Raw genomic sequence first — 12681 nt, forward strand, 5'->3', positions numbered from 1 at the left:
TCCTCAAAATACCGAGCTGGCCAGCCAGCCGACGCCGGCACCGATCACGGCACCGATGGGGCCGGCCGCGCCGCCCATCTGCATGCCGATCATCGCGCCCGAAGCCGCGCCGGTGCCGATCGCACTCATCTGCGCCTGCTTCTCCTGCTGCTCGATCTGGTCGTTCATGTGCTCCCGGCGCTGCTCCATGTCGGCCGCCTGTTGCAGCCCCTGCATCGCCTGGTTGCGGTAGTTCTGGCCGAGGCCAATCAATCCGGACATCGCTGTGCTCTCCTACGGTTGGCCGGGGTTCTGGCGCTGCTGGGCCAGCGTGCTCAAGCCGCCGGCCATGGCGGCCAGGTCGCGATCCTGAAGGCCCATGCGCGCGGTGTTCATGGCGCCGGCCTTGGCCGAGGCGTGGTTGACCGCTTGCGAGCGGTCGAACGCCTGCTGCTGATCCGGCGTCATGCCGATGCCAAAGCCACTGAGGCCGCGCTGGTGTTCACGCGCCTGCGTGGCGTACTGCTGGTCGACACTGCGCCCGACTTGCTCCAGCGCCTGACCGTGGTTGCCCACGGACGCCATCAGCGCGTTCTCCGCCGGGATGAACCGCCGCTGGTAGTCCTCCCACATGCCGCGGTGGACCTGCGCCATGTTGTCGCGGGCATCGCTTTTCTGGCTGAGCGTATTGGGTACATGGGACGGGGCATTGACGTACTGCACGCCACTGCGCTCGACGACCGAGCCCGGCTGCTGCTGCGATAGCAGGGAGTTCTGGTGCTGCTCCCAGATCGCGCGCTGCGCATCGTCCGAGATTGTGTAGGCTTGGCCGCCCGTGGGCTGCTGGACGCCGGGCAGGCCCATCATGTTCGGCATGCCAAACGACGTGCGCGGGTCGTTCGATTCCGTGTCTGTGCTGGGCGCGTAGAAGTTGCCGGATTCGGCGTTGTATTGCAGCTGGGTCGGGCCCGAATCCTGCTGGGTTTGCTGCCCGCCGAGCCATTGATTCATCAGCATGCCGACCTCCTACTGGTCCTGCATCTTGTTCATGCCGTAGCGCGTGCCGGCGCCCATCAGCGTGCCCGCCAGCTGCTGCCGGCCCTGGCGCTTCTGCATGGCCATGTTGGCCCGGTGGCTGGCGTCCTGTGCTGCACTGGACGCGACCTGGCTCATGCCGGCCTGCGCTTCCGCCGCCTGGCCCTGGCCCATGTTCACGATGTTCTGGAGCCCGGCCATGTGCGCAGCCTGCGTGCCCAGGTGGGATTCGCCGGCGCCGACGCCCTGAACATGCGCCTGGTCCTGCCGCATCTGGCCCATGCCGAGGTTGTGCGCCCCACTGCCGGGCTTGGCGCCTGCGGCAAACAGGTTGCCCTGCAGCTCGTCTCGCGCCGGTGCAAACGCCTGTTCGGTCGCCACGGCCGCCTGCCCGCGCGCCTGCTGGTGATCGCCCGGCGTCTTCTGGACGTGCTGCATGTACTGGTCCTCATACGGGGCCAGCCGCGTCTGGTAGTCGTTCCACCGGTCCACGGCGATCCGGGAAAGCTGCTTTTCCTCGGCCGTCGGTTCGATTTCGTTGCTGCCGCCACCGCCACCGCTCATTGCTTTTGCTCCTCCAGACCCTTCAGGTACTGGCTCAGGTTCTCGTGGTGCGTGAAGAACTCGCGGATCTCCATCGAAAGCGACCGCATCACGTCACGTCCGCGCGTCAGGTAGATCACGAACGACACGAACTCCATGTAGTAATCCCGCATCACGTAGGCGAACACACGGTCGTTCTCGCTGCCGCGCTCAAGCCGATTGGCATCCAGCCAGGCATTGATGCCGGTCACCAGCAGCGGGATCAGCTGGTACTTGAACCGGTCGAAGAAGGGGTTAATCGGCAGTTCGGTGAAGACGTTGAACAGCACACGCACGGCGTGCTCCTCGGGGATCTCCTTGTCCCGGTCCACGATGTCGTCGAACAGCTCGCAGGCATCGGCCCAGTCCAGAATGAAGCGCACGGCGTCCTCGTTCTGCACCCACTCGTGCAGCCGGCGGTTGCGCTCCTGGCGCCACCCCTCGGAATCGAACTCCATCACGTCCTCCAGAACGCAGAAAGCCCGCACAGGGCGGGCTCCAGAAACAGCAAAGGCCCGCGCGGTGGCGGGCCTTCGGGCAAACTTCTCGACTTTGGGTTCAGGCTACCAGAAATGAGGGTAGATGTCGTCTATAAAGCCGCGATTCTCATTACCGCCTCATCTCGGATCGACTCCACATCCTCAAGGCTGGAGGCCGCCCGCACCCGCTCTTTCGCACTCAAACGGATACTCCGAATCGCCCGGCCTAATGCCTCCCATTTATGCCGCCTCTGAATTACCAGACCTGCAGCTTCTTCGATCGACCCGGCAAGCCCTGATTCAACATCCGCCTCCAGCATCGAGACATCACCGGAATTTCCCGACTCAACACCCAGCGCCTGCCTATAAACCTCCTGATACTCCATCACCTGTCCAAACCCAGGGGTCGTATCCTCCATCCTGCGGCGTTCCGCTGCATCGTCTATGTCGCGGATACACTGCTGCTTTATCGAATCCAGATCAGGGGTCCACGCGCGACCACTTGGATCCCATGTGTAATGCTTGGATGGTCGCCTGGGGCGCTTCGCCCAATCTTCTCCGTCGTGCCACCAGCTCTCAAGCAAATCCCAGTCCGAAACTCCGTCCGGCGCTTCCGCGTATTCATATTGACCGGGTAGGCTGGAAGCCAGTTTCTCGACATCATCCACAGATACCGTGTAGACAACGGACCCGCTATCGTCCAAAACGGCAACACGAATCATAAGCACGCACCAAAACCCAGCATCATCTTCTTTTCCAAGTACAAGCAATTCACAGAGCAAAAGTTGTAGGGGTGAAAGGGCGACCCTCCCTGAAAATCGACTCGGTTATTCGAGGAATCAAGGCGCGACTCCCAAAGAGCTCCGCTATCGTCGATTGGGGCGAGGCCCCCAAGACTAAGGTAGATGTCACCTACAGGAGGCTGCGAATATGGAACAGTGAACGGGTCGTAATCCACAAATGTTCCCGATGCCTTCGGAACCCCAAATATGCTGTCGAAATACTCCATCCTGCTGTCGTAGACGATTTTCCCAGTCGCATCCCAAACAACCAAGCCATATCCACCGGACCCATACGAACCCTCAATCGGCCAAAACACCCTGTAATCGTAAGCGAAGTCGTCACGGTTACCAGCTGACTGACCCTCAACCCAAACTCCAGGCCAAGCGATAAACGAATCGGCGCCTACAGATCCACAGATCCACGTCTGGTTTGGAGGCCGAACCATCACAATGGGGATCGAAACAGATCCTCCTCCAGAGCTTTGTCGGCTAAAGGTAAAGTCAACCCATTCACTTGTCATTGCGGCCCCGCTCTGGACCAGAACGTAGTTGCGGAATTGGCTGTCAATCTGAACAGCTCCATCGACAGCAACTGATCGAAATCCGTAACTCATGCGAAGAACACCTGCATAAGGTAGGTCTCGGTAATGCTGTCCGAGAAGGGGCTATCGGCTGAAAGCACAACCGTGTCTGTCCCTATGACTTCAACGCCCACAAGGCTAAAGGATACGGATCGAGGCTCGAGAACAACAAAGTGTCGATTATCAGGTTTTATGCCTGGAACCGAAAATGACTGTGTTGTTTTGGTCTGAGGTTGCGCCGTAAACGAAACCGGAATTTCATGCATGAGTCGGGTCAGCTTGGTGGTGATAGTAACTACAAGTTGGCCCGATGCGTTATATACGTTTAGGCCATGGCTCATGGTAGTTTCCCCAGCTGAACACGCAGCATCCCGCTTCCGTCGAACACACGAACGCCATCCGCGTCTTGCTCAACCCGCCCCCCGCTCGCCGCGGTGCGCAATTCAAAGTTGCCGGCTTTTGTGAGACGAAACCCGGCATTTGGCCAGTCTCCGCTCTTGATTTCGTTGCTGATGGCCAGGTTGAAGATGTCACCCTTCTGGATCCGCGCCTGCGCCAGCGTGCCTTTGGCCGCCGTCAGGTTGTCGAGGAACGCATCCTGGATCTTGGCCGTGGTGATCGCGGCGTCCTGAATGTACGCGGTCTCCATCGCGACAAGCGGCTCGCCGTCGACGGTGCCTACGGTGAAAGGCACCGAGTCGTTGACCGCGAGGGTTTCCCAGACGACGGACCCGTCCGTGACGGTTTCTCCGGGGCTGGTAGGCCATGACGGTTCCGAGGAACCCGAAGTACCCGGCTGCAGCACTCGGGCGCGCAGGTCGCCCGCCCGGACATACTGGAAGGATTGATAGGCGGTGCTCGGTGCCCAGTCCTTCGAGGTCAGGCGGTCCTTCACGTAATCGGCGTCGCGCGCCGTCTGCCCGAAGGTGCCGGCGCTGGCGTTGTAGGGCCCTGGGTGCCCGGTGGTGGATACGGCGCGGACCCAGTAGTAGTAGCTGGAGCCCGGCCCCACCGGGTCGGTGAAGACGAAGCCGCGGGAGGCGCCGATCATCACGGCGCCGCCCAGGTTGTCGGCTTCGCTGCGCCAGACTTCGGCGTAGGCATAGCCCGGCTGGGTAATGCCGGACCATTCGATGATCATGTTCTGGAACGCGCCGTTGACCTGGAGGTTGGACAGGGGCCCGACGCGCACCGGATCTTGCCCGGCGGCCACGGCCTCCATGCGCCCGCCCCGGCTGATCCGGGCAATGTTGGCCTCGACCAGATCCCGGAGCGTCGCCACGCTGTCGAGCTGGTCGCCCCGGTCGCCGGACCAGATCTCCAGCAGCTCCTTCATGCGCGCGATCGTGTTGCGCCCCAGGTCACCAGGGATCGCGGGAAAGCGGCGGCGGGTCATGCGGCCTCCGCGACGTTCTGCGCCAGGGAGATCATGCGCACGCGCTCGATGCCCTCGATCTCCAGCCACCAGCGTTTGCCGCGGCGCGGCGCAATGCGGTGGGCGCGCTCGTTGGCAATCGTCACGGTGTCGGACCAGCCATCATCGGCCAGCACCTTGACGGTCACCGGGTAGGCCTCGGCATCGACCCGGATCGCGGTCATGGCCAGCCACTGCGGCTGGATGAACACCTTGGAGACCCAGCGGTAGGCCATGCGGTCGTTGTCGGCGTCCCAGCGCACGATCTCGCCGTCCACCAGCAGGTACAGGTGGCCGGTCTCCGGATCGGCATAGCCGGCGTCGGCGTACAGGTCGATGAACGTCAGCTGGCCACCCTGCGGGGAGATCAGGAACCCGCCGGGGCCGTCCTCGCCGTCGTAGAACGCGACGTATCGGTTGTGCCAGCGGTAGGCGTGGATCGTCTCGGGGTTCAGGCGGCGCCATTGCTCCAGCGTCAGCACGGAGTCTGAAAGCATGACCGGGCCCTGGCCGGGCGCCAGGAGCATCAGGCCATCGGCGGTCGGGAAGATCGCGTACTGGCCCATGTCCACCATGCCGCGCTTGGACACGCAGCCGCGCGGCCGGTCGACCTTCTCCATGCTGGCCGCCGACGGGTGCGTGGCGGAGACCATGTAGGGCGTGCCCGTGGTCGCCACGACCAGCCCGCCAGGGAACGGCGACAGTGCGACGATCGGGAAATCCGTCTGCAGGCGATAGCCCACCGGCCAGGCGTGCGGCCGGTACGGCTCGGAAAAGCACAGATCCTTGCCGGTGAACCCGGCCATCACGCCGTTCGGCATGGCCACCAGGCCCTTCATGTCCTCCGGCGGCGGATCCCACTCGAGCGAGGGCATGATGTCGCCCAGCTGCTCGTCCGGGAGCGTGTCGGTGTAGCTGGATACGCCGCTGGTCAGCTCGTCGACGAACTGGTAGTCGGCATTCCCGGCCGCCGTGGCGGTGCGGTAGATCCGGATCGACGTGACGTTGTAGTTGCCCTCCGGCACGCTCGGCAGGTCGGTCAGATCGACCGCCTGGCCCGGTTTCACCTCGACCAGACCGGTCGGGAACGACGGCGGGCCTTCCTCGCCCTTCTCGGTCACGAAGGTGACCACGTAGGCGCGGGACTCGGCCAGATCATCGGCATCGTCCGGGTCGCCGGTCACCGAAGCACTCGGCACCTTCTCGGGCGCCGGCACGCCCAGGTCGTAGGCCGCGGACGGGTACGGCTCGCTGCCCGACGTGGCCAGCCCGGCATAGGTCATCTTGGGCTTGCCGTCCCCGGTGAAATAGGTCCGGTTCTCGGTGTCGCTCGGGATCTGCCCCCGGGCCACGTCCACATCGCCGCTCCACTGGAACCAGAAGTCATCGAAGAAGCGGTGGATCGTCTGCACGTCACCCGCCATTGCGCGCTCGAATGCCGGGGCCCGGAACGACCCCAGGGCGCCGTTCTCGAAGAAGCAGTTGATCGCTTCCTGCCCCTGGCTGTCCTCCAGCAGGTGAGGCTCCGCCTTGTAGTTGGCGCCGGCGAACATCGGCACGTAGTTGGCCATCAGGCTCCTCCGTTACTGGGTAGACTCGATCACGGCGCGCAGCTGGCCGATGTACCGGCTCTTGAGCATGTCGCGCCGCACCAGGGCCTCGTAGGATTCATCGGTCAGGCACTCCAGTTCCGCGGCCGGGATACGCGGGTAATCCGGCTCAGCTGGCACCGGGAGCGCCACCGTCTCGTACACGGTCCGCTCGGGAATCAGCGAGCACCCGCTACTCGAAGTGGTCGCGACGACCAGCGCGAGCGCGATCAACAGCGTTTTGCAGCTCGGCATTCCCTTTCTCCTTGGCTTGTTCGTTGGCGTCGTCCGCGCGCTTGCGCGAATGGATCGCGTGCTCGGCACTGTCCGCCCGGGCTTCGTGTTCGTCGCGTTGGTCGCGCGCCCGGTCGCGGCTGTTGCGCAGGTGCAGCGTGTACAGCAGCCAGATCGCCGCCGCCCCGATCATCCCGCCGATCTTGTAGATCCAGTTCATCGCTTCACTCCTCGCACCTTCGCCATCGCATCCACGGCAGACGCCCCGCCGGAATACACCGCCACAATCCCGGCCAGCACCCATACGATGGACTGCGCCAGCGGCAACGTGTGCTCGGGCACCCATCCCATGATCGCGGCGGCGCCGAACCCGAAGATCCCGGCAAGGGACGCCCACGCCTGCCAGCGGCGGTTGCGCCACCAGCGGGCGGGGTCCGGGTGTTCGGGCGCTTCAGCCATTGACCAAATCCTCCGCCCAGGCCGCCGCGTCGAAGCATGGGCACGCCTTGCTTGGATCGTGGTCCCGATGACCCGACACCTTGGCGCCCGGGAAGTCGCGCAGGAGTTGTCGGACCAGTGCCTCCAGGGTGCGCCATTGTTCTGCGGTGAAATTGGCATCGTGCCCACCGCCAGCTTTGCGACCGCCGACCAGACACACGCCGATGCTGTTCGCGTTTTTGCCTCGCACATGGGCGCCCGCATTGTCTTCTGGGCGGCCGTGCTCCAGCATCCCGCTACGGGGGATCACATAGTGGTATCCAATACCGGACCAGCCTCGATCACGGTGCCAGGCGTCGATCTCGTCCGCGCCGATGCGCATGTCCGGCGGGGTGTCGGCAGCGTGAATGATGATCTCGTCAATCGTCCTCATTCGCTCGGTCTCCGGTGTGTGTTGCGCGCGATGTCCAGCAGGTGCGTATTCACCTCGTCCAGGCGCTGCGTGACCTCGGAGTTTGATCGGTCGATCCGCTGGTGCAACTCGCGCGCTTGCTCGGCTTGCTCTCGGGCGGCTTGGTCGATCTTGTATTCGAGCCTGTCGATCCGCTGTGTCTGCGCCCGCCAGCGCGAAGCGGCCAGTGTGATGACCCCAAGCGACAGCGCGCCGAACAGATACCGGATCGGCGCTGGTGTGTGCTTAACAAACGCCTCCCAGATGTTCGTGTCGGTCAAGTTCTCCATCGGCATGCGCCGCCCCTGTTTAGCAGTGCCCTTCATCGTGTCGATTCAGCTCCGCGCACACGGCCTGCGCCCACGCCTGGCGGGCCGGGTGTGCAGCATCTTTGACCCAGCGTTGCAGCCGGGTCGTCAGCAGGATTTCGCCCCAGCGTGGGCGTTCGCGCCAGTACAGGCCGGCCACGACGTTCAGTGCAGCGTCGAACGGCAGCCCGATGCCGAGTACAACGACCGCCCAGGGGTAGTGCCACAGCGAAAGTTGGTTCTTGTCGCGCAAATCCTTGAGGCGCATGGCTTCGGCGTACAGGCGGTAGGTCGCAATCGCGAGGAAGAACGTTGCAGCGACCGTGATCGCAGCCGCCATGGGCGACGCCGGAGCAAAGATCAGCGCAACCGGCAGCGCCATCGCTGCGGTCAGCTCGGCGATCTTGAGCGTGCCGCGCATCATTCCGGCCAACCATCGTCCAGCATGGACTCTGTGAAACTGCCGGCCTCGACCGCCTCGGCAAGCTCCTTCTCGCGGTCGAAGCACGCCTGCACGTGCATCCTCACCGCGCGGCCCAAGTCGATCATCTGGTCAGCGTCCAGCTCAGCCCAGCCGCCCGCCGACTTCCAGCGGATCGTCCACGCCTCGCCGGTTTCTTTCGCATCCTTCGCGCTGCTGAAGGCCCCTGTAATCAGCGCCTGCGATTGTCGATCCGTGGCGACCTGCATTCCGTTGATTGTGACGCCTGCGGTTTCGTGCTCATAACGAACACGGGCAATGCGCTGAATTAGCTTTTGCTTTTCTCGCTCGTCAATTTCAGCTTGTGTAACTTTACGCATCGCTAGGCTCCGGGAAGTTCTCAACAAAGTAGTCAGGGAACGTGACACTCTCGCCATCGTTGAGCGCGATAGGCTCCTGCATCGCATCAAGTAGTCCGTTTGACTTGGCGCGCTTGTGGTAAGGCGTGTCCGGCTGATAGGCCGTGACGGTGATGACAGGCTCACCGTCGATCTTCTCGCCGCTGCGGAGCAGGCCGCGATCTTCACCTTCGTCCCATTCCAGCTTCACCCAATCGCCGCTGAGGTCGTAGCTTTCGCCGTCGATAGTGAGCGTATCGCCGTTGCGGGTGAACGTGACTTGCTGGCCGGGTCGGTAGGTGATTTTTGGTAGCATCTTCATTCTTGTATCTCCTTATTTCCAGAAGCCGATTGCAAATAATATGCCCCAGTAATAATCCCCTTCCTCAAACCCGGTTGAGCCACTACGTTCAATATCTAAAACGACCGAGCTATAGGTTAGTCTAGTTCCGGACACGTTTGTAACAAGTTCGCGACGGAAAGGCGTGACATTTTCGTCTACGTTATCTGCGTCGTCCCTGTAAGTTTTTTGTACTGTCAGATACTTATATCCAGCCTGGAAAGGCGCAGGGTAGGTCCATAAATAAGTCAGTCTAGAGGAACTGTTGTAAGTGAACTGAGCTTCATGAAAACAAACCTGAACCCCACTCTCCCACCGAATCGCAGTGCCATCGGTGTTTTCGATGATGTCAACGATTGCGCCTTGACCGACTGCGCCCATGATCGGGCCGAAGCCGCTTCCAGCATCTGACGTGTCGAGCGCGGTGAGGATTTCATCGACGCCGGGGATGTCTCCGGAGGCTGTTCCGATGTTGCCGGAGTGCAGCAAATCCTCACCTGCCGGAGCGCCATGCACTTCGCTGGTTTCGGCGGAGTGGGAGTCGGTGTAGTTGTTGGCGTTGGTTTCGGCGGTGTTGGCGCTGCCTGCGGGGTCGGCTCCCACCTGCGCGGCCGTGTAGTCGCCGGTCTGCGCGGTGACGGTGCCGGTGCGGCCGTGGACGGATTGGACAGGGGCGGCGTCGGCTGCTTGGGACTCGGTGGTGTACTGAGGATGCGGGTCCGCTTTGTTCTCATGGTCGAGGACCGCCTGGTCGGCGGCAGACTCGGCTTCTTCTGCCCACTCGCGAGAGCTTTTGGTGCCTACGCCCCCGGGCTCCGTCCCTTCCGCCCAATCCTGAGACTGACTCGCGCTGATTGCGGCGGCCGACTCGCTTGACGCCGCATTCGTTTCGCTCGTGGCTGCCGCTGATTCGCTGCTCGCGGCGGCCGTCGCACTGCTCGAGGCATTATCCTCACTGGTGGCTGCTGAGATCGCGCTACTGGATGCTGAGCTGGCGCTATCGGCCGCATTCGTCTCGCTGATGGCCGCGTTGCTCGCGCTGTCCGCTGCGCTACCCTCGGAGCTGGCCGCAGCGGTCTCACTGGCCGACGCCTTGGCTGCGTGGTGGAGCGCGCTGTAAGCGCCCGGCACCACTTCGACATCCTCGGCGTTCTCGGCCCACTCCTGTGAGCGGTCGCGCGCTGCCTGCGAATCATCCCGGGCGGACTCGGCAGAGCTTTGTGCAGACTCTGCTGCACCCTGCGCGGTTTCCGCGTGGCCTTGGGCTGATTCGGCGGCGGATTGCGCCGTCTCCGCGTGACCCTGAGCCGTCTCCGCCTGTGTGCGGTGATGCAGGGATGAGTAAGCACCGGGTTCAACCTCGATGCCGACCTCGGCCTCGGCCCAATCCTGCGCCTTGTCCCGGGCACCTTCTGCCTCGGACTGGGCTGCCTCACTGGCGTCCTGCGACGCTATCGCTGCGCTCGCGGCCGACTCCGAACGGGTCATCCAGTACGCGGCATTACCCTCGTCGTCTAACCGGACCTCGGCCTCGGTGGACTGCTCAACGTTCAGCTCGACTCCGGGCTGCTCCTCGACGACGACCCGAATCATCGCGTGACCTCCGGCGATACATCCGCTCGCCCTTCCAGAAGCCGAGCGACAAACTCGTCCTCAGTCGTGTAGGCCTCAATGTCGAACACATGGCGACCTGCCGGGATCGCTTCCGTGCTGGCCGGGTCCAGACTCACAGCCAGGCGGTTGTCGCCTAGGTTCTCGAAGCTGAACTCTGCCAGCACTTCGGGGTCGTCATGGGTGCGCCGGATCTGACCCCGGAACTCCAGCGAGTCGATCGGTGTCTCCCCGAAGTTGAGTGTGCGCGCCCAGGTGCTCCCCTGCTGGATCTCAATATTCCAGCGAGCGGCGCGCCGAATCGTGGCATCAATGGGCATCAGACGAACCTCACGGGCTTGACGGTCTGCGGTTCAGGAGTGTGGTGACGGGCACGCTCCACCCGGGCGCGGGCGACGTGCTGCTGGAACTCACGCTGGTAGAACATCGCCATGTCGGGGTTCGACCAGGCGACGCCCGGCATACGCATCAGGCGGTACTTGGCGCCGGCGGTGATCGCCTCGCTGTAGTGCATGGCGAGTACGTCCGGCAGGTCGGTATCACGAAGCGTCGGTTGCAGGGCCCCTCGGGCCACCAGTTCACCCTGCCCCCTGGCCTGCAATTCATCGCGAAGCGGCCAGACAAACGGGACCGAGTGGCCATCGACCTCGACACTGGAGATGGCGATAATCTCGCCATCGAAAGGCTCGGGGATCTCGTGCGCTTCCTCCTCCGGCTCTGCGGTCTTGCTCAGAACCGGCTCCTCCCAGGCCCATGTCTCCATGCAGAAGTCGCGGGCAGACTGCAAAAGCGCACGCTCCGCGATCTGGACCGGGCAGTCCGGCACCTCCGGCAGCACATCGGGCAGGAACTCGTCGAGCTTAGCCATCGGCCACCCCCTGCTGGCGCTTCATCGCGCCCTTCGGATCCCAGCGCATCTTGGCCTCGGCCGAACCGGAGACCTGCTGCAGGAACCGTTCGTAGTGCATTTGGCTGGCCTGCCAGGACTGCGCGCCGGACTCCTTGGCCAGGGCCTCGCTCACGACGTAGGCGACCAGGGCCGGTTCCCAGTCATCGCTCAGGGCGATCTCATCGGTCGGGCTGGTCAGGGCCGGGGGCTGCGCCGCATAGGTGACCTCGACGTAGCCGTTGCCGGTGTTCGGCGGCTCCACGTAGAAGACGTGCGGTTCCTGGTCGTCGCGCATCCAGTGACGCACGGCATCCCGGGCCCGCTTGTCGTTGGCCCAGCCGGGGTCGAAGCGCGTCAGGACCGCCTCGTCCACTCGGCGCACGGCATCGCCCGGGGTATTCCCGTCGGTGCCCATGTTCCGCGTGACCCGGTGCAGGACGTGGCCGGGGCTTTCCTGCACAGCGCCCGGCTGAAGCTGCATCACCTCGGTCTGGGTGAGCGCCTGCGGCTTCAGCTTGACGATCGCGCGCTGAGCGGCGGACAGGTGCCCCAGTAGCTCGGGTTCCGGCCAGGTATGCCCCGCCTCGTCGATCAGCTGAGCCGCGGCCCGGCCGATGATCTCGGATGCCTGCACGAGTCGTTACCGGGTCTGGAAGGTGTAGCGGCGAACGGTGCGCTCGCGGTACTTGATCGCGCCGTCGGCATCGGTGCCAGCTTCTTCCATCACCGTCTGCTTGGCGTTGTCCAGGATGCCCAGCACGCCCTTAGGCACCTTCACCCACTGGTCGCGGTTGATCAGGAACATCTTGCCGTTGAGGCCGACCTTCACCGGGTCCTGCCCCTCGGGGCCGCCGCCGGCGTGGACCATGATCTCGACCCGCTCACCGGGCGCGGCCTTGGCGGCACGCATTTCCTGCTCGGCATCGGACATGGGCTCGGGTTCATCGTCACCCGCCGCCAGGATGGTCGCGATCACCTCGTCCTTGCTGCCGTTGGACTTCAGGGTGATGCCCCGATCCGCGGCAAACTCGCGCAGTTGCGCGACGGTCATGGTGTTCAGGTCGTCTTCGCTGTATTCGTCGTTCATTGCGGTTCTCCACAAAAAAAGGGGCCCAGCAGGGGCCCCTTCAGGTCGTTACCGGACTACGCC

At 63.6% G+C, this 12681-nt stretch carries 20 protein-coding genes; all 20 read right to left on the reverse strand.

What is annotated here, in order from left to right; translation table 11 throughout:
- Positions 1-3 precede the first annotated feature (3 nt).
- Positions 4-261: a hypothetical protein gene (locus F614_RS0105950; RefSeq protein ID WP_019558465.1), complete on the reverse strand. Its 258-nt coding sequence runs from the start codon at positions 259-261 to the stop codon at positions 4-6.
- Positions 262-273: 12 nt separating this feature from the next.
- Positions 274-996 carry a hypothetical protein gene (locus F614_RS0105955; RefSeq protein ID WP_019558466.1) on the reverse strand — a complete coding sequence of 241 codons (723 nt, stop codon included), beginning with the start codon at positions 994-996 and terminating at the stop codon, positions 274-276.
- A gap of 9 nt (positions 997-1005) precedes the next feature.
- Positions 1006-1578, reverse strand: a complete 573-nt coding sequence (locus tag F614_RS0105960) for a hypothetical protein (RefSeq protein ID WP_019558467.1) — start codon at positions 1576-1578, stop codon at positions 1006-1008.
- The gene (locus tag F614_RS0105965; protein WP_019558468.1) at positions 1575-2054 is read right to left on the reverse strand and encodes a hypothetical protein; all 480 of its coding nucleotides are present in this window, start codon (positions 2052-2054) and stop codon (positions 1575-1577) included. Before F614_RS0105965 ends, F614_RS0105960 begins: the two co-directional genes overlap by 4 nt.
- Before the next feature lie 131 nt (positions 2055-2185).
- Complete coding sequence (locus F614_RS14785; RefSeq protein WP_155986825.1) at positions 2186-2797, reverse strand: hypothetical protein; 612 nt, start codon at positions 2795-2797, stop codon at positions 2186-2188.
- A 978-nt stretch (positions 2798-3775) separates the two neighbouring features.
- The gene (locus F614_RS0105975; protein WP_019558470.1) at positions 3776-4834 is read right to left on the reverse strand and encodes a hypothetical protein; all 1059 of its coding nucleotides are present in this window, start codon (positions 4832-4834) and stop codon (positions 3776-3778) included.
- Positions 4831-6423, reverse strand: a complete 1593-nt coding sequence (locus F614_RS0105980) for a hypothetical protein (protein WP_019558471.1) — start codon at positions 6421-6423, stop codon at positions 4831-4833. Before F614_RS0105980 ends, F614_RS0105975 begins: the two co-directional genes overlap by 4 nt.
- A 12-nt stretch (positions 6424-6435) precedes the next feature.
- Positions 6436-6696: a hypothetical protein gene (locus tag F614_RS14790; protein ID WP_155986826.1), complete on the reverse strand. Its 261-nt coding sequence runs from the start codon at positions 6694-6696 to the stop codon at positions 6436-6438.
- Positions 6635-6895, reverse strand: coding sequence for a hypothetical protein (locus tag F614_RS0105990; RefSeq protein ID WP_019558473.1), 261 nt, complete (start codon positions 6893-6895; stop codon positions 6635-6637). The genes F614_RS14790 and F614_RS0105990 overlap by 62 nt, the downstream gene beginning before the upstream one ends.
- Positions 6892-7134 (reverse strand): hypothetical protein, encoded by a 243-nt coding sequence (locus F614_RS0105995; RefSeq protein ID WP_019558474.1) that lies wholly within the window; start codon positions 7132-7134, stop codon positions 6892-6894. The genes F614_RS0105990 and F614_RS0105995 overlap by 4 nt, the downstream gene beginning before the upstream one ends.
- A complete protein-coding gene (locus F614_RS0106000; protein WP_019558475.1) occupies positions 7127-7546 on the reverse strand; it encodes an N-acetylmuramoyl-L-alanine amidase in 420 nt (139 codons plus the stop codon). Before F614_RS0106000 ends, F614_RS0105995 begins: the two co-directional genes overlap by 8 nt.
- A complete protein-coding gene (locus F614_RS0106005) occupies positions 7543-7860 on the reverse strand; it encodes a hypothetical protein (RefSeq protein ID WP_019558476.1) in 318 nt (105 codons plus the stop codon). Before F614_RS0106005 ends, F614_RS0106000 begins: the two co-directional genes overlap by 4 nt.
- A 13-nt stretch (positions 7861-7873) precedes the next feature.
- Positions 7874-8296, reverse strand: a complete 423-nt coding sequence (locus tag F614_RS0106010) for a hypothetical protein (protein WP_155986827.1) — start codon at positions 8294-8296, stop codon at positions 7874-7876.
- The gene (locus F614_RS0106015) at positions 8293-8673 is read right to left on the reverse strand and encodes a DUF4376 domain-containing protein (protein ID WP_019558478.1); all 381 of its coding nucleotides are present in this window, start codon (positions 8671-8673) and stop codon (positions 8293-8295) included. The genes F614_RS0106010 and F614_RS0106015 overlap by 4 nt, the downstream gene beginning before the upstream one ends.
- Complete coding sequence (locus F614_RS0106020) at positions 8666-9013, reverse strand: hypothetical protein (RefSeq protein WP_019558479.1); 348 nt, start codon at positions 9011-9013, stop codon at positions 8666-8668. Before F614_RS0106020 ends, F614_RS0106015 begins: the two co-directional genes overlap by 8 nt.
- Positions 9014-9025: 12 nt before the next feature.
- Complete coding sequence (locus F614_RS14795) at positions 9026-10624, reverse strand: hypothetical protein (RefSeq protein ID WP_051080438.1); 1599 nt, start codon at positions 10622-10624, stop codon at positions 9026-9028.
- Positions 10621-10962: a hypothetical protein gene (locus F614_RS0106030; RefSeq protein WP_019558480.1), complete on the reverse strand. Its 342-nt coding sequence runs from the start codon at positions 10960-10962 to the stop codon at positions 10621-10623. Before F614_RS0106030 ends, F614_RS14795 begins: the two co-directional genes overlap by 4 nt.
- Positions 10962-11510: a hypothetical protein gene (locus F614_RS0106035; protein ID WP_019558481.1), complete on the reverse strand. Its 549-nt coding sequence runs from the start codon at positions 11508-11510 to the stop codon at positions 10962-10964. Before F614_RS0106035 ends, F614_RS0106030 begins: the two co-directional genes overlap by 1 nt.
- Complete coding sequence (locus F614_RS0106040; protein ID WP_019558482.1) at positions 11503-12165, reverse strand: DUF6682 family protein; 663 nt, start codon at positions 12163-12165, stop codon at positions 11503-11505. The genes F614_RS0106035 and F614_RS0106040 overlap by 8 nt, the downstream gene beginning before the upstream one ends.
- Positions 12166-12171: 6 nt before the next feature.
- Positions 12172-12618, reverse strand: a complete 447-nt coding sequence (locus F614_RS0106045; RefSeq protein WP_019558483.1) for an SAP domain-containing protein — start codon at positions 12616-12618, stop codon at positions 12172-12174.
- Positions 12619-12681: the final 63 nt, after the last annotated feature.

The sequence above is a fragment of the Thioalkalivibrio sp. ALE12 genome (genome assembly GCF_000381105.1).
In the GTDB taxonomy this organism is placed as follows: Bacteria; Pseudomonadota; Gammaproteobacteria; order Ectothiorhodospirales; family Ectothiorhodospiraceae; genus Thioalkalivibrio.

Coding starts and splice junctions, on each gene's coding strand:
- F614_RS0106035 (WP_019558481.1), bottom strand. CDS start 11,510: ATGGCTAAGCTCGACGAGTTCCTGCCCGATGTGCTGCCGGAGGTGCCG.
- F614_RS0106000 (WP_019558475.1), bottom strand. CDS start 7,546: ATGAGGACGATTGACGAGATCATCATTCACGCTGCCGACACCCCGCCG.
- F614_RS0105965 (WP_019558468.1), bottom strand. CDS start 2,054: ATGGAGTTCGATTCCGAGGGGTGGCGCCAGGAGCGCAACCGCCGGCTG.
- F614_RS0106005 (WP_019558476.1), bottom strand. CDS start 7,860: ATGCCGATGGAGAACTTGACCGACACGAACATCTGGGAGGCGTTTGTT.
- F614_RS14795 (WP_051080438.1), bottom strand. CDS start 10,624: ATGATTCGGGTCGTCGTCGAGGAGCAGCCCGGAGTCGAGCTGAACGTT.
- F614_RS0105975 (WP_019558470.1), bottom strand. CDS start 4,834: ATGACCCGCCGCCGCTTTCCCGCGATCCCTGGTGACCTGGGGCGCAAC.
- F614_RS0106015 (WP_019558478.1), bottom strand. CDS start 8,673: ATGCGTAAAGTTACACAAGCTGAAATTGACGAGCGAGAAAAGCAAAAG.
- F614_RS0106045 (WP_019558483.1), bottom strand. CDS start 12,618: ATGAACGACGAATACAGCGAAGACGACCTGAACACCATGACCGTCGCG.
- F614_RS0106010 (WP_155986827.1), bottom strand. CDS start 8,296: ATGATGCGCGGCACGCTCAAGATCGCCGAGCTGACCGCAGCGATGGCG.
- F614_RS0105995 (WP_019558474.1), bottom strand. CDS start 7,134: ATGGCTGAAGCGCCCGAACACCCGGACCCCGCCCGCTGGTGGCGCAAC.
- F614_RS14785 (WP_155986825.1), bottom strand. CDS start 2,797: ATGATTCGTGTTGCCGTTTTGGACGATAGCGGGTCCGTTGTCTACACG.
- F614_RS0106030 (WP_019558480.1), bottom strand. CDS start 10,962: ATGCCCATTGATGCCACGATTCGGCGCGCCGCTCGCTGGAATATTGAG.
- F614_RS0105955 (WP_019558466.1), bottom strand. CDS start 996: ATGCTGATGAATCAATGGCTCGGCGGGCAGCAAACCCAGCAGGATTCG.
- F614_RS14790 (WP_155986826.1), bottom strand. CDS start 6,696: ATGCCGAGCTGCAAAACGCTGTTGATCGCGCTCGCGCTGGTCGTCGCG.
- F614_RS0105960 (WP_019558467.1), bottom strand. CDS start 1,578: ATGAGCGGTGGCGGTGGCGGCAGCAACGAAATCGAACCGACGGCCGAG.
- F614_RS0105980 (WP_019558471.1), bottom strand. CDS start 6,423: ATGGCCAACTACGTGCCGATGTTCGCCGGCGCCAACTACAAGGCGGAG.
- F614_RS0105950 (WP_019558465.1), bottom strand. CDS start 261: ATGTCCGGATTGATTGGCCTCGGCCAGAACTACCGCAACCAGGCGATG.
- F614_RS0106020 (WP_019558479.1), bottom strand. CDS start 9,013: ATGAAGATGCTACCAAAAATCACCTACCGACCCGGCCAGCAAGTCACG.
- F614_RS0105990 (WP_019558473.1), bottom strand. CDS start 6,895: ATGAACTGGATCTACAAGATCGGCGGGATGATCGGGGCGGCGGCGATC.